The sequence below is a fragment of the Hoylesella buccalis ATCC 35310 genome (genome assembly GCF_000177075.1).
Taxonomy (GTDB): Bacteria; Bacteroidota; Bacteroidia; order Bacteroidales; family Bacteroidaceae; genus Prevotella; species Prevotella buccalis.
Genome location: NZ_ADEG01000086.1, coordinates 63,781 through 85,150 on the forward strand (window position 1 = coordinate 63,781; position 21,370 = coordinate 85,150).

Genomic DNA, 21,370 nt, shown 5'->3' on the forward strand with positions numbered 1-21,370 from the left:
ACAGATTTATTGATTCAGACAAGTATGAATGACGGACACCATTTCGGGTTCATGAGCGCAAACACGGCGGAACAGACACAACTGATTTTGCGTGCGCACCAAATTATGCTTGTCGTAGTTAATCTTATAATAGGTATCACCATTGATGTAATCGGCTAGGAACCTCACGCACTGCATGTACGGAAAGAGCTTGGCGGCATACGGCAGATTCTCTATTTCGATGGGTTCCAAGAAGCGTTGAGCCGATTCAAGATAGCCCTTCGTGAACGCCTCGAAGATGTCCATCCGGAAGTCTATTTGGTCAAATTCTTTTGAATCTTCGGCTACGGTATTGGCCCCTGTGCGCAGAAAATCGCCGTAATCGGAGAACACGAAGCTGGGCATCACCGTATCCAAATCGATGACACACAGCACCTTTCCATCCTGGTCGAACATCATGTTGTTCACCTTGGTGTCACAATGACAGATGCGTTTCTTCAATTTTCCCTCGCGATACAAGCGTTCGGCCTTGCACATTTCCTCGGCATACTGCTCCAGTTCGTCCAAGATGGGCTGCACCTCTGCCACTCTTCCCACCTTATCTTCGGCTACGGCTTCGCGCAATTGGCGCATGCGCAGCTCCATGTTGTGGAAATCGGGAATGGTTTCGCCCAGCTGTTCAGGCACGTCTACCAGCATCGACTCGAAGTTTCCAAAGGCCTTACCGGCATGATATGAGTATTCAGGATTGACGGTTTCATAGGTTTTAGCATCAGGAATGAACAAAGAGATCCGCCAATACAGGCCTTCATCATCCTTGTAATAAGTCTTTCCCTCAGCCGTTTGGACAAATCGCAGCACCTTTCTGTCCAAGTCATCCTCACCCTTTTCTTCCAGTTTTTGGCGGATATGCGCCGTCACCACCTGTATGTTGCGCTGCAACAGGTCTACATCCGTAAAGATGGCATCGTTGATGCGTTGCAAAACATAATCAGGAGTGTCCTGACCTTGTGTCACCACTCGATAGGTATCGTTAATCAGACCATTGCCCAAAGGCAATATGCGGTCTACCGTCCCCACGGTTTCAAAGTGAGAAACTATCTGTTTAAGTTGTTCATTTTCCATGCATCTTGTTGTTTGAGGGTTGATTTTTTCAATAGATACGGCGCATTCGAAGACCGCTCCATCGTCTCCTGTTCATGATCGTAATAGATACCGCAAAAATAAAGAATTATTCCCAAACGACAAAATACGAAGGTTAAGAAGATGCCTGTTGCATCTTATGAAGCCACTTGCCGCTGAACAATCGGTACAAGAAAATACAGCCCCGGAAGGCCAGTTCTATAGCCATGGCTGTCCAAACGCCCGCCAATCCATACTGAGGAGCCAGTATGGCGGCCAGGGTAAGGCGCACGCACCACATAGACAGCAGGTTCATCATGGCAGGTTTCAGGGTGTCACCAGCCCCAACGCACACACTGTAAACAACGATGGCAGCAGCAAAGAAGGGTTCGGCGAAGGCCTCGATGCGCAGGCTCTGGATGCCCAACACACGGATTTCCTCCACCGGTGTGAGCACACCAATCATCTCCGGAGCAAAAATGTACATCAGTATACCCATGAAAGCCATGACGCCCATGCCCAGCCACACCGTCATGTGAGCGAAGCTCTTGCAGATGTCATAGCGCCTGGCACCCGCACTCTGTCCCACCAACGTGGTTGCCGCCTCACCAATACCGTACCCCGGCATGTAACAAAGGCTCTCGGCGGTAATGGCGAAAGTATTGGCGGCGATGGACACCTTACCCAAAGGTGCCACGATGATAATGCTGACAATCTGCGCGCCACTCATCAGAATAGATTGTGCAGCCATCGGTGCACCTATCTTCAAGGCGTTCGTGACGTAGTTTGACATCCATCTGAATGGACCCTCGTCTTGCTTCAAAGCCAAAATCTTGTTGCGGAAGATGGCGAAGTAGGCCTGCATCACCGAACCAATGAGGTAGGCAGTTGCGGTTCCAAAAGCTGCTCCCAACACCCCTAAATGCAAGATGTAGATGAAAAAATAATTAAAACACACGTCCATGATGCACATGCCCACACTCATCATACTGGGTATTTGCATGTTGCCCGAGCATTTGAGCATGGCCCCAGTGAGGTTGGCCAGTTGGATGAAAGGCATGGCTAAAGCAAAAACCAGGAAATAAAGCGAGGCATCGTGTGCGATGTCTTCCGTTCCGCCCAGCCAGTAGGGTAGTGGTTGATAAATAAACAGAGCAATGACCGCAATAACCACACTTAACAGAAGACAACAGATGAGTCCATGCCTGAACACCTGTCGTGCTTTCACAAAGTCGTTGGCTCCGATAAAATGGGCTACCTGCACGGAGAAGCCCATGGATGCCGAGGCGGTGATGCTGCCCAACAGCCAGGTAGTGCTTTCTACCAAACCAATAGATGCTGACGGATTGGTTCCCAAATGTCCCACCATCGATGCATCGATGAAGAACATCAGTACGGTGGTGATTTGGGCAAGAATAGACGGAATACTCAACTGTACAATCAAGTTGAGTTTCTCACCATTCGTCATGCTCCTTCCCTCACGAATGCTGGCCAGTAGCGCATCTGTCTTGGTTGTTGAAAACATCTCGTTTAATTCTGTGACAAAGATAGAGCAAGCCGAGGACAAAGGAAACTTGTTTGCTTTGTTGAGGCGAAGCCTATCTTATGCAAAGATAGCGCAAGCCGAGTGCAAAGAAAGTTTACTCGCTTTGTTAAGGCGCAGCCTATCATTTGCAAAGGTACGGATTATAATTTGTTTTGGGTGAGATTTTTCAGAAAATCCTTTACGATTACGTCCCATATATCAACACATCGTCCAGACAGGCGGAACGTGATGAATCACGTCCCTACATTGTTCAAAAAAATGACAATAAAATTGAACGTGTGAATGTGAAATCTAGAAAAAATCAATAGGCTTATGGTAGGCAAGCGGCCACCATTTGCAGTAAGAAATCCTCATTTTTGAAGCAAAATCATTCGTTTCACCCAATTAGTAGGGTCACTTTGTGATGTAATTGGTACCAGATTGCGGTGTAAAAGCATGCTTATTGAGCCTTTAGAGCAATGCTTTTGTGCATAAGGGTAGCGAAAACTTATTGGATAACCCACAAATAACCCTCAATTTACTGACATTCAACAATTTACAAAACCATCTTATTTTTGGCGTATTTTCGACCAGGCCAGAGGTTGATGATTTAGAAGCAAATTATAGAAGACTTGTTGTCAAGAATATTTCCAATACGCATCATTCTTTTCAGGTGCCATTGCCTGTTCAACTACAACGTCGCTGGGTGCATCATCAAACGAGCAGATGGAGAAAACAAGACATAAAAAAAAGCGACTCACCTCTTCAGTGTAATCGCTCCTTATCATATTGATTTCTTTCTATAATCTCTCAAAAAGGGAAGTATTTTTGTTTCTCTCACGCCCCTCCCGCGGCGTAGCCAGTGCAGCATATTGCTGCGACTAGGCTTTTCATCCAATCCTAAACAATCTTTTACCTAACCTTCTCCAACGCTTATCGTGTGGTTGGAGCCTTTTACTATTGAAGATTTCTCCTTACTAACAACCTTAAACTTTACCTTAACTAACCCTATTTTCGTCTATCCTAAAACACTTTTACCTTGACTAAACCTATCTTCTGTCTATCCTAAATCTTATTTACCTTAACTAATACCTCTTCTGTGTCTATCCTAAAATCTTTTACCTTAACCAATACCTCTTCTATGTTATCCTCTGTCAAACCTTCTCTTTACCAACTAATACCTGATATCTTCATCTTTTACCTTTGGGTCTAATACCTATGATATCTCTCAAATTTTCAATTGAATCGATTTTATTTCGAACATCTCCCGACATCCTTTTTGTCTCATTGACGATGCAAAGATACTGCTGTTTCCGCACACAACCAAGAAACAGCAGGTGGTTTTTTACACAAAAACAGTGTTTCTTGATGTAAATCAAAATGAAATTGATATATCCATATAACAACAAAAGGCCAAGCAAATCCACCCCAAACTTCGTAGTTTTTCCTTTAAAAGTTCGCAAATCATTGACAACCAAGCTTCTTTATTCTGGTTTGGAGATGCGGTAACCCACGGGCTGAAAGCCCAAAAGCCTATAGCCCAGGGCATCGCCCTGAGGTTGTGATGCGTTGAGGTAACTGCGTCCTGTAAGGACAAAAGCATTTGACTGACATTGTATTGCGCGTGCTTTTGCCCCTGCGGGGCGTACGTCTTGCAACACACTTACCCAAGGCGATGCCTTGGGCTATAGGTTTTTGGGCTTTCAGCCCGTAACCACCTCGACCAACAGGCACATAGTAAAACGCCCAGAGGCCGTATGCGTCTGAAACGAATTGGGTGAAGCAAAGATGAAGTCAGGTAATGGATGCTTGCATATATAACAACAAAAGGCCAAGCCAGTCGTCCGAATTCGAAAGACTTGCTTGGCCTTTTAAGCTGGTATTCAGCCTATTTCTTGATCCAAGAACCAGACACCACACCTGCTCGGGTAGGAGCCTTGGGGCGATAATAACCCGCCAAACCGATATCGAAAATCAGCGTAGAATAGCCAGGGATTTCGCTTTTGGGAGCTTTCTCCGTACCATAACCCAACTTATAGGGAATGTAAACCTCCCAACGGTCGCCGATAGACATGTGCAACAGTGCCGTGGTAAAGCCGTCGACAAGTCCACTCACTGCAAATTTGGCAGGGTTCATGGTCTGCGGATTGTACGCACCCGAATAGCTACGATCGAACAAATAGCCTGATGTATAGGTGGTCGAGGGGATGAGACGACCACGATAGTTCACCATCACCGAATCGGTGTACAGCGGACTACCCGAGGTACTGTTGCCTCGTTCCAATACATGCACGATGATATAATTGTTCAAATCGGCATGAAATTTCTGACCGTCGGCTGGCAACGACCAGTTGCGAATGATCATCCAGTTCTGGTCGCCCTTCGCAATCCGCTCTTGCGTAGCGGCATGAAGCTGTGCGAAATAGGTTTCGTTTTTATGTTGCCAATCGGCAAACTCTTCCACCTCGCCGCTGTCTTCGCTACACGATGCCATCGTGAAGACAGCCATCATGAGCAGGAGAAGGTAGCATATTGAATTTTTCTTCATTGTCGTTTCGTTCTAATTTGCCTACATAAGCCTTGGATGGCTTGCAGGCAGTGGGATTTATTGCATTTTTTCAGCAAGCTGGTAATACTTACCTTTTCTTCTATCACCGAGCACAACTCGCTGATGTCCACGCGCTGCTGTTCCATGGTGTCACGATGGCGCAGCGTCACCTTGTTGTCTTCCAGTGTGTCAAAGTCAACCGTCACGCAATAAGGCGTGCCAACCGCATCCTGACGGCGATAACGCTTACCGATAGAATCCTTCTCGTCGTAGCTCGTATTGAAGTGGAACTTGAGCAAGTCTACTATCTCGCGCGCCTTCTCGGGCAAGCCCTCCTTACGCACCAAAGGCATCACCGCGCACTTCACGGGAGCCAAAGCTGCTGGCAAACGAAGCACGACACGCTTTTCACCGTTCTCCAATTCTTCTTCCTGATAACTGTGGCACATCACGGAGAGGAACATGCGGTCTACGCCAATAGAGGTCTCAATGACGTAAGGCACATAGCTCTCGCTGGTCTCTGGGTCGAAATATTTCAGGTTCTTGCCACTGAACTTCTCGTGTTGCGACAAGTCGAAGTTGGTTCGTGAGTGTATGCCTTCCACCTCTTTGAATCCAAATGGCATCTTGAACTCGATGTCGGTGGCCGCATTAGCATAGTGGGCCAGCTTCTCATGGTCGTGGAAACGATAGTTTTCGGCGCCGAAACCCAGTGCCTGATGCCACGCCATGCGTGTTTGCTTCCATTGCTTGAACCACTCCAACTCGGTGCCGGGCTTCACGAAGAACTGCATCTCCATCTGCTCGAACTCGCGCATACGGAAGATAAATTGGCGCGCCACAATCTCGTTGCGGAAAGCCTTACCAATCTGTGCGATACCAAAAGGCAGCTTCATGCGCCCCGTTTTCTGCACGTTGAGATAGTTCACAAAGATGCCTTGCGCCGTCTCTGGCCGCAGATATATCTTATTGGTAGCGTCCGAGAGCGAGCCCATTTCGGTGGAGAACATCAGGTTGAATTGGCGAACATCGGTCCAGTTCTTGGTGCCACTGATGGGGTCTACGATGCCTTCGTCTACGATAATCTGCTTCAGTTCTGCCAAATCGGGACCTTGCATGGCCTGTGTGTAACGCTCATGCAGGGCATCACGCTTGGCCTGATGGTCGAGTACGCGTTGGTTGGTAGCCCTGAATTTCGCCTCATCGAAAGCATCACCAAACCGCTTGGCAGCCTTGGCCACCTCCTTATCGATTTTTTCTTCGTACTTAGCAATCTGGTCCTCTATCAGCACATCGGCCCGATAGCGCTTCTTCGAGTCGCGGTTGTCTATCAAAGGGTCGTTGAAAGCATCCACGTGTCCGCTGGCCTTCCAGATGGTGGGGTGCATGAAGATGGCCGAGTCGATGCCCACAATGTTGTCGTGCAGCAGCACCATGCTCTTCCACCAATATTCTTTGATGTTCTTTTTCAGCTCAACACCATTCTGTCCATAGTCGTAAACGGCTGCCAAACCATCGTATATATCACTGCTGGGGAACACAAAACCATATTCCTTGCAGTGGCTCACAATCTTTTTGAAAACATCTTCCTGTGCCATATTTATTTCAATTTATGATTCTATAACGTCTGGCAAAGGTACTGATTATTTTCGAGTAAGCGGACATCTCGCCTGTAATTCTTTGTGTTTCGTGTCATTTTAAGCATGTTTCTAACAATCATTTTGTATTTTTGTAAGCAAAAAGAATCGTTCCATGCAAATACTCCTTTCGTGCGCCAAGGACATGACAGACACCGCTGCCGCCACGGACTTGGGCGCCACACAGCCCCTCTTTCAGCGAGAAGCCGAGCAAACGGCCGTGCAACTCACGAGATACAACGCCGACGAGTTGGCTGAAATGCTGCACGTCAACCCACAATTGGCGGCGCTTAACAAACTGCGCTATGCTCATTTCTTAGATCCCAGTCCTACTCTTCAGGCCGCATGGGCCTATCACGGCATCGCCTTTAAGAAATTGGATGCCGCCACCATGACTGCCGAGCAACAGCTTTATGCTGAGCGTCACCTGTGGATTACCTCGTTTATGTACGGGCTACTTCGCCCGCTCAATGGCATCAAAAACTACCGACTGGAAGGTAACGTGCGGCTGCCCGAATACGACGACCAAACGATGTTTGACTTTTGGAAACCGCGTCTGACCGATGTTCTCATCCAATCGGTTCTCGATGATGACGGCATCTTGCTGAACTTGGCGAGCGGGGAGATGAAGAATCTGTTTGATTGGAAGCGCATCCGAAAGGCCGTGCGCATCATTGAGCCGGCCTTCAAGGTACGCAAAGGTGACAAACTGCGCACCATTGTGGTGTACGCCAAGATGTGTAGGGGCGCCATGGCGCGCCATGTCATCGTGCAACAAACACACAACCCCAACGCACTCAAAGCGTTTGAATATGAAGGATTTGCATACGATGAGCAAGAAAGCAAAGATGATCATTGGGTGTTCACCATGCTTTAAGGCCAACCGTGGGTTTTTACATCTACCCTTTTGTGCTGACATTCCAGCAGCAAAGCTGACTGACTTTTGCACATTTGGCTTATTTTTCTTACTTTTGCATATTGACTTTTCATCCTCTTTTTAATTCACGACAATGAGCGATAAAACAACAGATATAGACAACTTGGAAACTGAAGACGACGAGTTGCAGACCGACCAGCATTCTGATTACCAACCAGCCGACCGATTTGACGCTTCGGCAGTACATCATCTGAGTGGGATGTACAAGAATTGGTTCTTGGATTATGCCTCGTATGTCATCTTAGAGCGTGCCGTTCCACACATAGAGGACGGGTTAAAACCTGTGCAGCGGCGCATTCTGCACTCGATGAAGCGCATGGACGATGGGCGATACAACAAGGTGGCCAACATCGTTGGACACACCATGCAGTTTCATCCCCACGGCGATGCGTCCATCGGAGACGCCTTGGTACAGATGGGACAGAAAGACCTATTGGTAGACACGCAAGGTAACTGGGGAAACATTCTCACGGGCGACCGTGCCGCCGCACCGCGATACATCGAAGCACGACTGTCGAAATTCGCACTCGACGTGGTGTTCAATCCCAAAACCACCCATTGGCAACTAAGCTATGACGGGCGCAACAAAGAGCCCATCACACTGCCGGCAAAGTTTCCTTTGCTGTTGGCACAGGGTGCGGAAGGTATCGCCGTAGGACTGAGTTCGAAGATTCTTCCACACAACCTGAATGAGATTTGCGAGGCGGCGATACATTATCTCCGAGGCGAAAAGTTCCAACTGTATCCCGACTTCCCCACGGGTGGCAGCATTGACGTGGAGAAATACAACGACGGACAGCGTGGCGGAACGCTGAAAGTGAGGGCCAAGATTGAGAAACTGGACAACAAGACGCTGGTTATCAAGGAGATTCCGTTTAGCAAAACCACCACCACCCTTATAGACTCGATACTGAGAGCGATAGATAAAGGTAAGATTAAGGCCAAGAAAGTGGACGACAACACGGCTGCGGAGGTGGAAATTCAGGTGCATTTGGCACCAGGAGTGAGCAGCGACAAGACCATCGATGCGCTGTATGCTTTCTCCGATTGCGAAATCAACGTGTCACCCAACTGTTGCGTTATCGAGGACGACAAACCCGGTTTCCTGACCATCAGTGACGTGCTGCGGCACAACGTGGACAGCACCATGGGACTGCTTCGCAAGGAATTGGAAATACGTAAGAACGAATTGCTGGAACAATTGTTCTTCGCCTCGTTGGAAAAAATATTCATAGAAGAGCGTATTTACAAAGACAAGAAATTTGAAGAGGCCAAGGATTTAGACTCCGTGGTGGCTCATGTAGACAACAGATTGGAGCCATTCAAGCCCAACTTTATCCGTGAAGTGACCCGCGACGACATCTTGCGACTGCTGGAAATCAAGATGAACCGTATCTTGAAGTTCAACAAAGACAAGGCCAACGACTTCATCGCACGCACGAAAGCCGACATCAAGAGCATTGACCACGACTTGGCTCACATGACGGACGTGACCATCCATTGGTTCGAGTTCATTCGTGACAAGTACGGAAAAGACCATCCCCGACTGACCGAAATCAGGAGTTTTGAAACCATTGAGGCCACCAAGGTAGTGGAGGCTAACGAGAAGTTGTACATCGACCGGCAGGAAGGGTTCGTGGGAACCGGACTAAAAAAGAACGAGTTTGTGTGCAACTGCTCCGACATCGACGACATCATCATCTTCTACAAGGACGGAAAGTTCAAGATAATCAGGGTGGCCGACAAGATATTTGTGGGCAAGAACGTGATTCACGTGCAAGTGTTCAAGAAGAATGACAAGCGCACTATTTATAATGTAGTGTACCAAGATGGCAAAAAAGGCACTTACTTCATCAAGCGTTTCAACGTGACCAGCATCACGCGAGACAGGGACTACGACCTGACACAGGGCAAGCCTGGGTCGAGAGTGATGTATTTCACGGCCAATCCGAACGGCGAGGCCGAAACCATCAAGGTGACGCTGGACCCCGATCCGAAGAAGAAGAAACAGAACATCTTCCTGGAAAAAGACTTCTCTGAAGTACTCATCAAGGGCAGAGGAGCCAAAGGTAACATCCTGACCAAGAAGGCTGTTCACCGCATTGGCCTGAAGAGTCATGGACACAGTACGCTTGGTGGCCGAAAGGTTTGGTTCGATCCCGATGTCAACCGCATCAATTACGAAGAGCATGGACGGTTCTTGGGCGAGTTCAACGACGATGATGCGATACTGGTCGTGCTGACGAATGGTGACTTCTACATCACCAACTTTGATCCCAACAACCACTACGAGGACAACATCCAGGTGCTGGAGAAATGGGATGAGCGCAAGGTTTGGAGCGCCGTGTTGTTCGATGCCGACAATCAAAACTATCCTTACGTGAAGCGATTCATGATGGAAGCGACCAAGAAAAAGCAGAACTACATCGGAGATAATCCAGACAGCAAGCTGGTCTTTCTCACCGACGAGGCCTATCCCAGGCTGTTGGTGACCTTCGGTGGTAATGATGCCACGCGCCCTGCACAGGAAATTGACGTGGAAGAGTTTATTGCCGTCAAGGGATTCAAGGCCAAAGGCAAACGCATCACCACATGGGAAGTGGACAAGATTGAAGAACTGGAACCCACGCGTTTCCCCGAACCACCAGCTGACGAACGCGACAACAACCCGGAGGAAGAGGGCGAAGGCCAAGAGGATGCTGATGCAAACGAAGAAAATCTCGACCCGGATGCAGGAAAAAGTCAACAGCAGGTGATTGACGAAATATCGGGACAACTCAACCTGTTCAGCGATGAAGACTTGGGATAATCACAGGAAGCTAACATGGCAATGGGCGTGTATCGCACTAATGCTATGTTGGTCAATGGGCATGGCGGCGCAAACAGGCGCCACACCGTTGGACAAAATAACCACCAATGCCAAGATGATTGGCTGGGGCTATGGGGACATGCTCGACACTTATCTATCTCCTGAACGCTATAAGGGTTGGCAAGTCAACTACCTATCGCATACCATGCACGAGCGTGAAGACCGTCGCATCAGCACTTTAAGCGTGCACCAAGGTAGTTTTGCACACGCTGACAATAGGGCAGGCAACGCAAACGAAATGCAGGCGATGTACCATTTTGCATACGCCTGGCATTACAATTGGCACTTTATGAACCAACGTTTGAACGTCAAGACGGGCGGCATGCTCAACACACACCTCGGCATGTTGTACAATGCCCGCAACTCAAACAATCCCATGCAGGCGAAAGTGGGGCTGAACGTGGCTCCATCAGTCATGGCAAGCTATCATTTCAGCATCAAGAATAGGCCGCTGACGGTGCGCTATGAGGCTGACGCACCACTGTTGGGCATGATGTTTTCGCCCAACTATGGCCAGTCATATTACGAGATTTTCTCAGAAGGAAATTACGATCATAACGTCGTTGTCACCCATCCAATCAACGCTCTCTCACTACGACAGATGCTCACACTCGACTTCTCATTATGCAAAACCACGTTCAGAATTGGTTATCTGGGCGACTATCAGCAAGCCCATGTGAACCATTTAAGGTATCACACCTATTCGCATGTGCTCGTATTGGGCCTCGTGAAGAAATTCACCTTAAACCATCTCCGCCCATGAAACAGTTGTTCTACCTATTGATAGCCTGTCTTTGCTTGACTGGCTGCGTCGATGAAGAGCCGTTACCAGACACTCCTCGGGGCAACATGGAAGCCTTGTGGCGCATCATCGACGAGCATTACTGCTTTTTTGAATACAAAAACATTGATTGGCAAGAGGTGTATCAGCGTTATTCTAAGCAGATGGAAGAACGCATGGGACCAGAGCAACAGTTTGAAGTGCTGTCGAACATGCTGGCCGAACTGAAGGATGGACACGTCAACCTTTACACCAGTTTTGACCATGGACGCTATTGGAAGTGGCACGAAAACTACCCATCCAACTTCAGTGATACCCTGCTGAACAAATATCTCGGCACCGATTACCGCATCGCCACGGGCATGCGATACCGCATATTGGACGACAACATCGGCTATGTTTACCTGGCATCATTCAGCAACGGCATGGGTGCGGGCAATCTTGACAACGTGTTGTACCACCTGGCACCGTGCAACGGTCTCATCATTGACATCCGCAACAATGGCGGGGGCATGCTGACATCGGCCGAACAGTTGGCCGCACGATTTACCAATAAAGAGCTGCTGGTGGGCTACATGCAGCATAAAACGGGAAAAGGCCATCGGGATTTCTCCGAATTGCGAGAACAACGTCTCAAGCCAAGCAAAGGATTGAGATGGCAGAAGAAAGTGGTGGTGCTGACCAACCGACAGGTGTTCAGTGCGGCCAACGAGTTTGTAAAATACATGAAGGAGTGTCCAAACGTCACGATTGTGGGCGACCGTACAGGCGGAGGAGCCGGACTACCATTCTCCAGTGAGCTGCCTAACGGCTGGGGCGTTCGTTTTTCAGCCTGCCCCATGTACGACGTGAACAAACAGAGTACGGAGTTTGGCATCGATCCCGATTATCGCGTGGACATCTCCCATGAAGACTTTCTGCGAGGAAAAGACACCATCATCGAGTTCGCCCGCCGCATTCTCAGCACGCACGACAAGCAGACACCAATAACGAACCATGCCAAAGCCCACAAAGGGCAAATGGATCGTAACAATCTTACAACCGGACATTGACAATGAAACAAATAGTTAGTCGCATGAAACAATGGCTGCAAGGACTGTCTTTCCGCACGGGCGTGATTGTGCTGTGTATCTGCATCCCCTGTTACATTCTCTCTTTCGCCCAGATGCTGCTTCCCATCAGCCAAGCCTCCAAAGGTGCGTTGTGGGTGGTATTCTTTGGATTGGCCAAAACCTTCCAATATGGTGGCCTTACGATTCTTGGAGTGGATGGCTACAAACGACTGAAGAACAAATTCGGTCATCACAATGAGAACAAAAAGCCACGAACACCACAAGAATAAGACCTGCACATGAAGGATATTTCGTTGGAAAGCAAAAAAACAGCTCAAAACAAATAATAATAGAATATTATTCATTACCTTTGCAACCGCCTGAGCGCCCGTGGCGAAATTGGTAGACGCGCTAGACTTAGGATCTAGTGTTTTGCGACGTGTAGGTTCGAGTCCTATCGGGCGCACCGAAGAAATCCTAACCGCTTGAATGTATGCGGTTGGGATTTTTCATTCATGCCTTCGGCGTCATGCTGTGAGGGAAGCCGCAGCAACTTCTCTGCATTGCCCTGGTGTTCATGAAAAGCAAAATAGAAAGTTACAAAATAAAGTTTTTACGATTTTCAAATTAAAACACAACATGAAAGGATTATCAAGAATTTGCCCAACACTGATGTTGGCATTGTTTACATGTGTCGCATTTGCGCAGACACACGTTGGTATGACCGTCAAATTTCCCGCAGACATCGACGATCACCTCTATTGTTACCACGACTATCCTTATACAGGTAAGCCACTTCAGGGGGCCGTCAAGTCGATAACTATTGAGAGCGAAGATCAAAAAGCGGTGTACTCGTTTGACAAGGCCGGACGATTGACAGGGCTGTCCGATTATTCCAGTGGTAAAGAAATGATATATAAGCACTACAAATATGACAAGCAGGGACGCCCTGTCAAAAAGGAATACATGGACAATGGCTACAAATCTTCAGCCATTCTCATACCCGACGAGTTCGGCAATCCACTGGAAAGAAAATACAAGGAAGGCGGATACAAGGAAACAACGATATTTTCTTATGATTTTGCCAAGCGTCAGGTGACGGCCAAGCCGACTGAAGGCAATAATGCACAAGGATGGACTTATTACTTTGACGAGAAGGGCAGGGTTACCCGCAGGGAGAAACCTGGGAAGAATTTGAGCAAGTCCGTTACCACCTATGCATACAATGATCAGGATCAGCTCGTGAAACAGACAGACCATTTCGTCAAGGATGGCTATTACAGCTATGAGGAAGAGACAACCGTCCAGACCATCAGCTACGACGAGCGAGGATTTATCAGCAGAAAGGACAAGGCGACCTCATGGAGTGCCCAAGACAAAGAAAAGGATGGGAAGCTAAAGTCAGAGGTTCGTAAGGGTGACAAAAAGAGCTTCGTGCTGTATTCTGATTATGAGCTTGACGGGCATGGTAATGCAGTGAAGAACACCGTCAACCACAATGGAAAGAATCCCGAAACGGTTGTCAGGAGCATCATATATTATTGATAACGCCGCCTTTCATGGCGTTTGGATGACAACTATATGTCAACGGAAGCTCCTCCCACTCGTCTTCCACACATATACAATCGCAGAAGCCCGCAAGTCTGTTAATTCTTACTTGCGGGCTTTCTGTAGATAGATGCCATCTGACTCAATTGATATGAGGTGGCGTTTATACAAGTCGCCAATGGCCTTCTTGTAGTTTTTCTTGCTCACTTCGAAGCGACGCTTTATCTCTTCGGCGTCACTCTTGTCACCCAAATCGCAATAGCCGCCATGTTTTTGCAGATATTGCAACTGGGTTTTACGACTGACCCGTATTGATGACGCCAAGAAAAACCTGATGAAACCAAAGGTTCTGTCTTAACATAAGATAGGAGAATTGGTTTCATCGGGTTTTAGTTATGGTTCAAGGACGGTTCTATAAATTAGCTTTGACAGATTGTGAGACTATTTTTGAGGTCAATTTGTTTGTGAGTGAAGGAGTATAGCGAGCTATACGACTGAACGAACAAGCAAATTGAACCCAAAAAGAGTCCACAAGATGACAAAACGTAAAAAGACTGACATAAAAAACTTTACGGTGGTAATTTATAGAACCGCCCTCCAATAAGCCCTGCGGTTCAATTAAGCACCGTGGAACAGATATTCGGCTTGAATGTCTTTGGTGAGCTCTGTGAACAACCGCTCTTGCAGTTTGTCGGCTACACATAGTGCACGAGTCAACACCTTGTCAGAAAATTCTTGCAGCATGTCTTTCGCACGTAACGGCTGTGTTTTGTATATACGCAAATACTCTTCTTCCATTTCACGTTGCCGTTGGTCGGTTTCCTCCTCAAATTTGCGATACGTCTCTTTAATCATGGGCGCATATTTGTTGTAGTTCACCATACCCAGCGTCATCACCTTACGGAATTTCCAATAAGCAGAATCGGCACTCGACTGGTCGGTTCCCTGCGTATATTCAACTGGATATGAGCTGATGCCCTGATACAGCGGCAAGAACAAACCTAAGTCGGCCATGCCCATGGCAACGTAAGCAACACAGCCAATGGCCTGAGGCAGTTCGGGACGCACCTGAAGGATGTGGGTCTGTGTGGTTCTGAAGATAGATACCGGGCGATAAGGTTCTTTTGGATTGCTATGTAGATAGGGATCGTGTTCGGTATTGTCGTAGTGGAAACGGAATGCTGTACGTAAATCGGCGATGCTGATAGGCTTGTCGGCTTTGGCGTAAACAGGGAATGTATTTTTGGTTACGTCATTCTTAATCGCTGGTGAAAAAATCTGCTGCAGACCCCATACGCGCGGATAGTTATAGGTAGTGTCGAGTTTGACATCGCGTGCATACGATACATGGAAATCAAATTCTCCCTTCTTTGGGTCGTGTAATCCATGTTTCTCGGCAAATTCAATCAAGTCGGCAGATGCCAAATAGTTTTCTTTGTCGTTAGGATCGTACTGGCGGAAACGGCTCTGGTTGCCCGTGACGAAATATTGCTCTTTCGGCATTCTGCAAGCCAACCAACGATGTCCGCAGGCCGTTTCCAAGTACCATATTTCTTGTGCGTCTACGAATCCGATGCCGAAACCTTCTGCAATACCATGTTTCTCGATGAGCATGCCCAAGCGCTCTACGCCTTCGCGTGCAGTGTGAATGTAGGGCAGTACGACGTTGAACACGGCATTTTCGGCCAAACCCGTTTCTACCAAGGGGTCATACTTTAACACCTCATCGCTGCTGAAAATGCTTTCAGTTGCACTCATGCCCACGCCGGCGGTGTTGAATCCTGCGCTTCCCCAGTGGCGTGGTAGGTTGAAGGGTGCCAATGCACTGTAACCCAATGCTTCTTTGGGCAGTTCACAGCGGAACGGACTGTCCAAGGCGATAAATTCTTTCGGTCCCTCTTTTGTGTCTTCGTACAGTTCGTAGTTTTTGGCTTCCATGGCATCCCAGTCTTCCGAACGGGCTACGATCATGGAACCGTCGGCTGTCATCTCTTTTCCTACTATAATGGTAGTACACTCTGATGGTAATTCACTTACTTGGTTTTTCTTTTTTTTCATAGGTTGTTGTGTGTGATAGGATGTTTAAAATATAATGTTGTGCGGTATTAGACTCCGCCATTTGCAAATTTAATGAATATTTTTTGGATGATGTATCAATAGGGTTGTAAATTTTTCCAGAATCACACGGCGCTTTCATTTAAGAATGTTGGTTTGCGTTTGTATCCTATCAAACGGACCGTTCTTCGGTAAAATGGCTTCTGCTGCAGCGACTTTTTAACACAAATGCGAGGCGTTTTTTCAACTAACTTGCTCATGCACTGAAAATATGCGAGAAATAGAGATGCTTTGTTATTTTGCTGATTGTTAGATGATTATGCGATTTGAAAACTTAAAACACCATGAAAAGGTGAAGTGGTTTGAATGTGAGATACCTTCTTTTAGTACAAAAAGGCCTGCTATATGATGCAAATTGGGACATAAAAGCATGCACATTAAGCGCCAAGAGCATACCTATTGTAAGGAAAAAGCATGCATATTGCCGATTTGTTCTTTGTGAATGTGGTAAAAGATGGTGATTTCATGGCTTTGAACACCTAAATTATCTCCGTATTTTATCTATTTCGCAATTTTGTTTTGTCAAAGAAAATGAATTGAATTAACAAACGAAAGGTATTTTAACACATACGGCTAGCGATGGCTACATCTATAACATCATCCACAATGACACAACTGGGGAACTTGCCAAGCACACAAGGCATAAGATGAAATACAGGCATCGTCCGAAGGGCAGACATCTTCCAATCAAGGACAGGGTGAGTATCCATGAAAGAAGTAAGGAAGTTGACGGGAAGAGATTCGGGGATTTTGAGATGGACTTGATCGTAGACCCTGATCAGCACGCCATACTCACGCTGGTGGAGAAATCTACCAGTATGCTGCTTATGCAGAAACTGCCATTTGGAAAGCAGTCAAAGCTTCTGGCAAAGGTAGTTAGGAAACTGCTACTGCCATACAAGGACAGTCTGAAGACCATTACAACTGACAACGGACCTGAATTTGCGGCACATAAGGACATTACCAAGTACTTAGGCGTACCTGTGTACTTAGCCGATCCATATTGCTCATGGCAAAAGGGAGCTATTGAAAATACAAATAAACTTATCAGACAATATATACCGAAAAAGGAGTCGTTTGAACGTTATACGGACAAGAGAATTATGTCGATACAAAAGAAATTGAACGAAAGACCGAGAGAAAAATTAAACTTTTCTACACCAAATGAGAGTTCTTCAAACACGTTTTATAATTTTGCACTTGCTGGTTGACTCTACAGATGCCATTCATCCCAAAATAAAGTTTGAAATTCACATATTGGAGGATTATATAAAATAATGGTAGTATGTTTACTATAGGGAAATTGACATATTTGAATATAGATAAAAAGAGTTTTAGTTTTGTGACAGATACTAAAGGCTCTATAGATTATCAAAAATGGGTAAAATACATTGATAAAAATCAGGGACTATTTGTATGGTATGAAGATACAGAAGATGGAAAAAATATCTTAAAAAACATTAAAGATGTTCCAGAGGAATTTCAAAAGCATGCTCTTGCTTTGTTGAATAAGGTGCGGTGTTTTGCTAAATTTAATAGCAAAAAGAATTATTATGATATAAGTGTAGGATGTTCCGAAGAAAGCCAAAGAGTAACTATCACCTTTGAGCGAAGACCTCAAATAGAGGAGATTAGACTATTTTTAAACATGGCAAAATATTTAGATGCTATGCTCCTATACAGGGGAGAAAAAAAGATAGATGAAAAGATTATCGAGGAGTTGGAATACAACAGCAAAAAATGACAGCAATGAGAAATTTGTATATTACAATAAATAAGTTTAGTACTCTTAATCGTTCAAGATTACAAGCATTAGACTACAATAAATGGGTGAAGTATATAGAAAGTAACTCATCATATTTCATATGGTATTCAGATACAGAATCTGGCAGAAGACTCGCTGAGTCTATCACGAATTATCCCAAAACCCTGAATACCGATTATTCAGAAACATCATATTAACAACAAAATAGTTTCAAGTATGAGATATATTGAGTCACAAAAAATAGAAAATGTCAAAAGCTTCTGTCCCAGTAATGGGGACTATGCCTATACCAAAGAGCAGAAAGGTTATTTGTATATCGATGGCGTGCTTTTAGAAAAAGATGATGCACCTTTAGAGCTTTCTCTTAGAGGTAAGTATATGTATGTATGGTATAGTCATTTGGGGAGTCTTGAACTATACGAGGGGCACACACTTTTGAACAGTATAGAACGTAATGTTATTCTGCTAAATGAGCAAACTCAATATATAGGTAAGACCTATGAGGAATTTAATCCTTTTCGACAGGGTTATAACTTCGCATCTCCAATTGATGGACAACTGATATTGCCTGAGTTTATTCCGTACATGCTGTATGTGGAAGATGATATAATTATCGCCTATGATAATTTTAGCGGAGAGTTCAAGCGAATAAATACTCAAATCGAAACTCTCTGGCAATTTCCTCTTTCTTTATTGGGAGGGACGGAATATGAACCTGACGGAACCGACAAAATAGACAAGATATTGGGAGTTATTCACGGGAACATCTGGTTTTATACAGATTTTTATAGATTGGTAGCTTTGGACTTGGAAACGGGAAACAAAGTATATTCATTTGATTGCTTTGGTGTCTATTTAGACAAAAGAACAAACAACATATTTGCAATTTCATCAAATGTGATTACGATAATCGACACGGAAAAGTTAGCAGTTATAGAACGGTATGATTTCCTTGAAACTGATCCCACGGGTATAGGAACATACCGAAGAGTATTCAGTCCGATGCTTCAAGGAGACTATTTTACCTTTTTGGGTGAGAAAGAGGAGGACTTCGGTAGCAACATGCGTCGGATCGGCATTTTCGATTATAAAGCTCGCAAGCTGGTTTGGGAATATGAACTCATCAGCATAGATGAATACGAACAAACACGTAACCACTTAGTGCCTTCCAAGCCTTTGTATATGATAGGCAATAAATTATACATAAAGGACTTTAAAAATACTTTACACATCTTTGAACGAGAAGATATTTGATGATAACAGAAAATATGAAGAAAATTAAGATGCAGAATAGGAATGAATTAATATTTATGTTTGCTTTCTTAGTCTCTTCCTGTCTCAAGGAGACTGCTGTTCCTATCGAATCGGCATTCACCATAGAGACATCAGAAGATAAGACCTCACCTGTAACTATTCAACTAAAAAACGAGAGTTATGGGGCAGATGAGTATGAATGGACATTTGAAGGAGGACAGCCTGGTAGTTTTACGGACAAAAGTCCGGGTAAGGTTGTGTTCACGCAAGCAGGTGAGCACAAAATAACCTTGCGAGTCTGGAATGCTGTAGAGGAAAGGACAAGTCAGCAGACCCTCAGAGTTGACTCCGCCATGACGATAGACTTTAATTTTACCGTGGCAATCAATGGTATTGCTCCAGGAACTGTCCCCATCATCAACAAAAGCAAAGGTGGAAGCCAATACGAGTGGGCATTTGAAGGAGGTGTTCCCTCTACATCCAACCGACAGCATCCGGGCACGATAACCTTTGCGGACGGTGGTGAGCATAAGATTCACCTAAGAGTATTCAATGGCAGTAAATACGAGGAACGTACTAAGGTGCTAACCCTACAACCTCCAATTCAAGCCGACTTTTAAGTCGTACTTCCCTAACGCTGTCTCTTACAACCGTTTTGTTGAACTTGAATGTAAGGTGTTTTTCCCTCTTATGTTCTTTCTTAATCTGCGTGCATTTGGAAGATGTGCAGGTGTTACATTTGTTGACTCAACAATGAACATTACCCTTAACTTGTCAGAATAAGGTCGGGGTGAACCCGAATTGGGGTAAAAAATATAATACGCGAGAGTACGTTTTACGGATTCTTTTCGCGCTCTTCACGAACGATAAGTGATGTTGATATACATTTGTTTTCGACGTAAATTATTAAAACGAATGCTATATTTTGTTAAATTTTTAAGCTCGTGAAAAATTGAACTTATTATTTTGTACGAGTTTTAATTATTATTTGTACCTTTGCAGCCCGAAAAGGTTCATTGTATCCTATTTATTCAAAGGGGATATTGTGCCTTCTTTCGATATTGCTTTGATAATATACAAAATAATATATAAAATTAAAAAGTAAAATTATGCCTACTATTTCACAGTTAGTAAGAAAAGGCAGACGGGTGATTGAAAGCTCGAGCAAGTCGCCGGCTTTGGACAACTGTCCTCAGCGTCGTGGCGTATGCGTGCGCGTGTATACAACCACTCCAAAAAAGCCTAATTCGGCGATGCGTAAGGTCGCCCGTGTTCGTTTGACCAACCAAAAGGAAGTAAACTCTTACATCCCAGGAGAAGGACACAACTTGCAAGAGCATAGTATCGTGCTGGTTCGTGGCGGTCGTGTTAAAGATCTTCCTGGTGTGCGTTACCACATCGTTCGCGGAACATTGGATACCGCCGGCGTTGCAAACCGCACACAGCGACGTTCTAAATATGGAGCGAAGCGTCCTAAGGCAGCTAAGAAGTAAGCTGAATACAGGAAAGATTCTAAATCAGCGGGTTCTGTGGTTGGTAAGAATGTAGGTGATACATGACTTCAGAACCGGAGATTGGAAAATGGCTCAAGAGCCCAGTGACTTAGAATCTTTTCTTTATCCCATTAAAATAATATTTATCGTTTTGCTGGAGAATTATTATCAAGGTTGAGTAAATGCTCAAGAGTGAGTGTTGAAGATCAAAACAATAACAGCCTCCGCAGACACAATTTTTTATTAAGTAAAAATGAGAAAAGCAAAACCAAAGAAGCGTGTGATCTTGCCAGATCCAATCTTCAATGACAAGAATGTATCTAAGTTTGTCAATCACTTGATGTACGATGGAAAGAAAAATACAGCGTACGAAATCTTCTACAAAGCTCTGGACACCGTAAAGGCTAAGATGGGCGATGAAGAAAAATCTCCATTAGAAATTTGGAAGCAGGCGTTGGATAACATCACTCCGCAGGTGGAGGTGAAAAGCCGTCGTATCGGTGGTGCCACATTCCAGGTGCCAACGGAAATCCGTCCTGATCGTAAGCAGAGTGTGTCAATGAAAAACTTGATACAGTACGCACGGAAGCGTGGCGGAAAGAGCATGGCAGATAAGCTCGCAGCAGAGATTATGGATGCCTTTAACAACCAAGGTGGCGCTTATAAGCGTAAAGAAGATATGCACCGCATGGCAGAGGCTAACCGCGCATTCGCTCACTTCAGATTTTAACTATATAAAATAAGG

General features: G+C 45.5%; 16 protein-coding genes, 1 tRNA gene and 3 pseudogenes. 14 read left to right on the forward strand and 6 right to left on the reverse strand.

Annotated elements, in window-relative coordinates:
• Nucleotides 1-6: 6 nt before the first annotated feature.
• The 4 genes from HMPREF0650_RS08845 to HMPREF0650_RS08865 form a co-directional block, all read right to left on the reverse strand.
• Nucleotides 7-1,104 carry a phosphotransferase enzyme family protein gene (locus HMPREF0650_RS08845; protein WP_004350130.1) on the reverse strand — a complete coding sequence of 366 codons (1,098 nt, stop codon included), beginning with the start codon at nucleotides 1,102-1,104 and terminating at the stop codon, nucleotides 7-9.
• Between the two features lie 133 nt (nucleotides 1,105-1,237).
• On the reverse strand, nucleotides 1,238-2,626 hold the full coding sequence (locus HMPREF0650_RS08850; protein WP_004350131.1) for an MATE family efflux transporter: 1,389 nt from the start codon (nucleotides 2,624-2,626) through the stop codon (nucleotides 1,238-1,240).
• Nucleotides 2,627-4,514: 1,888 nt separating this feature from the next.
• Complete coding sequence (gene bamJ, locus HMPREF0650_RS08860; RefSeq protein ID WP_004350134.1) at nucleotides 4,515-5,174, reverse strand: BamJ family beta-barrel-assembly machinery protein; 660 nt, start codon at nucleotides 5,172-5,174, stop codon at nucleotides 4,515-4,517.
• Nucleotides 5,171-6,772: a glycine--tRNA ligase gene (locus tag HMPREF0650_RS08865; protein ID WP_004350135.1), complete on the reverse strand. Its 1,602-nt coding sequence runs from the start codon at nucleotides 6,770-6,772 to the stop codon at nucleotides 5,171-5,173. The genes bamJ and HMPREF0650_RS08865 overlap by 4 nt, the downstream gene beginning before the upstream one ends.
• 154 nt (nucleotides 6,773-6,926) lie before the next feature.
• Between HMPREF0650_RS08865 and HMPREF0650_RS08870 the strand changes: the two genes are divergently transcribed.
• The 7 genes from HMPREF0650_RS08870 (at nucleotide 6,927) to HMPREF0650_RS08900 (ending at nucleotide 13,995) form a co-directional block, all read left to right on the forward strand.
• A complete protein-coding gene (locus HMPREF0650_RS08870) occupies nucleotides 6,927-7,688 on the forward strand; it encodes a YaaA family protein (RefSeq protein ID WP_004350137.1) in 762 nt (253 codons plus the stop codon).
• A 133-nt stretch (nucleotides 7,689-7,821) separates the two neighbouring features.
• Nucleotides 7,822-10,557, forward strand: a complete 2,736-nt coding sequence (locus HMPREF0650_RS08875) for a DNA gyrase/topoisomerase IV subunit A (protein WP_004350139.1) — start codon at nucleotides 7,822-7,824, stop codon at nucleotides 10,555-10,557.
• The gene (locus HMPREF0650_RS08880) at nucleotides 10,541-11,380 is read left to right on the forward strand and encodes a DUF3316 domain-containing protein (protein ID WP_050774862.1); all 840 of its coding nucleotides are present in this window, start codon (nucleotides 10,541-10,543) and stop codon (nucleotides 11,378-11,380) included. Before HMPREF0650_RS08875 ends, HMPREF0650_RS08880 begins: the two co-directional genes overlap by 17 nt.
• The gene (locus HMPREF0650_RS08885) at nucleotides 11,377-12,450 is read left to right on the forward strand and encodes a S41 family peptidase (RefSeq protein ID WP_004350141.1); all 1,074 of its coding nucleotides are present in this window, start codon (nucleotides 11,377-11,379) and stop codon (nucleotides 12,448-12,450) included. Before HMPREF0650_RS08880 ends, HMPREF0650_RS08885 begins: the two co-directional genes overlap by 4 nt.
• A gap of 2 nt (nucleotides 12,451-12,452) precedes the next feature.
• Nucleotides 12,453-12,740 (forward strand): hypothetical protein, encoded by a 288-nt coding sequence (locus HMPREF0650_RS08890; protein WP_004350142.1) that lies wholly within the window; start codon nucleotides 12,453-12,455, stop codon nucleotides 12,738-12,740.
• 94 nt (nucleotides 12,741-12,834) lie between these two features.
• Nucleotides 12,835-12,916: transfer RNA gene (locus tag HMPREF0650_RS08895), tRNA-Leu, on the forward strand.
• Nucleotides 12,917-13,170: 254 nt separating this feature from the next.
• Nucleotides 13,171-13,995: a hypothetical protein gene (locus HMPREF0650_RS08900; protein ID WP_245543489.1), complete on the forward strand. Its 825-nt coding sequence runs from the start codon at nucleotides 13,171-13,173 to the stop codon at nucleotides 13,993-13,995.
• A gap of 108 nt (nucleotides 13,996-14,103) precedes the next feature.
• Here the strand turns inward: HMPREF0650_RS08900 and HMPREF0650_RS08905 are convergent.
• Nucleotides 14,104-14,292: pseudogene (locus HMPREF0650_RS08905) on the reverse strand (GntR family transcriptional regulator); the annotation flags it as partial.
• Nucleotides 14,293-14,616: 324 nt separating this feature from the next.
• The gene (locus HMPREF0650_RS08910) at nucleotides 14,617-16,056 is read right to left on the reverse strand and encodes a C69 family dipeptidase (protein WP_004350145.1); all 1,440 of its coding nucleotides are present in this window, start codon (nucleotides 16,054-16,056) and stop codon (nucleotides 14,617-14,619) included.
• 644 nt (nucleotides 16,057-16,700) lie between these two features.
• Here HMPREF0650_RS08910 and HMPREF0650_RS08915 point away from each other — a divergent pair.
• The 7 genes and pseudogenes from HMPREF0650_RS08915 to rpsG all read left to right on the forward strand — a co-directional run.
• A pseudogene (locus tag HMPREF0650_RS08915) lies at nucleotides 16,701-17,305 on the forward strand (IS30 family transposase); the annotation flags it as partial.
• A 93-nt stretch (nucleotides 17,306-17,398) separates the two neighbouring features.
• The gene (locus tag HMPREF0650_RS08920) at nucleotides 17,399-17,857 is read left to right on the forward strand and encodes a hypothetical protein (protein ID WP_004350148.1); all 459 of its coding nucleotides are present in this window, start codon (nucleotides 17,399-17,401) and stop codon (nucleotides 17,855-17,857) included.
• A gap of 237 nt (nucleotides 17,858-18,094) precedes the next feature.
• Nucleotides 18,095-19,132 carry a hypothetical protein gene (locus HMPREF0650_RS08925; protein WP_004350150.1) on the forward strand — a complete coding sequence of 346 codons (1,038 nt, stop codon included), beginning with the start codon at nucleotides 18,095-18,097 and terminating at the stop codon, nucleotides 19,130-19,132.
• A gap of 14 nt (nucleotides 19,133-19,146) precedes the next feature.
• On the forward strand, nucleotides 19,147-19,752 hold the full coding sequence (locus HMPREF0650_RS08930) for a PKD domain-containing protein (RefSeq protein ID WP_040563040.1): 606 nt from the start codon (nucleotides 19,147-19,149) through the stop codon (nucleotides 19,750-19,752).
• Nucleotides 19,739-19,888, forward strand: a pseudogene (locus HMPREF0650_RS13580) (IS982 family transposase); the annotation flags it as partial. The gene HMPREF0650_RS08930 and the pseudogene HMPREF0650_RS13580, both read left to right, overlap by 14 nt.
• Before the next feature lie 353 nt (nucleotides 19,889-20,241).
• Entirely contained in the window at nucleotides 20,242-20,625 is a 384-nt protein-coding gene (gene rpsL, locus HMPREF0650_RS08935) for a 30S ribosomal protein S12 (protein WP_004350155.1), read from the forward strand.
• Nucleotides 20,626-20,878: 253 nt separating this feature from the next.
• The gene (rpsG, locus tag HMPREF0650_RS08940; protein ID WP_004350156.1) at nucleotides 20,879-21,355 is read left to right on the forward strand and encodes a 30S ribosomal protein S7; all 477 of its coding nucleotides are present in this window, start codon (nucleotides 20,879-20,881) and stop codon (nucleotides 21,353-21,355) included.
• Nucleotides 21,356-21,370 lie beyond the last annotated feature (15 nt).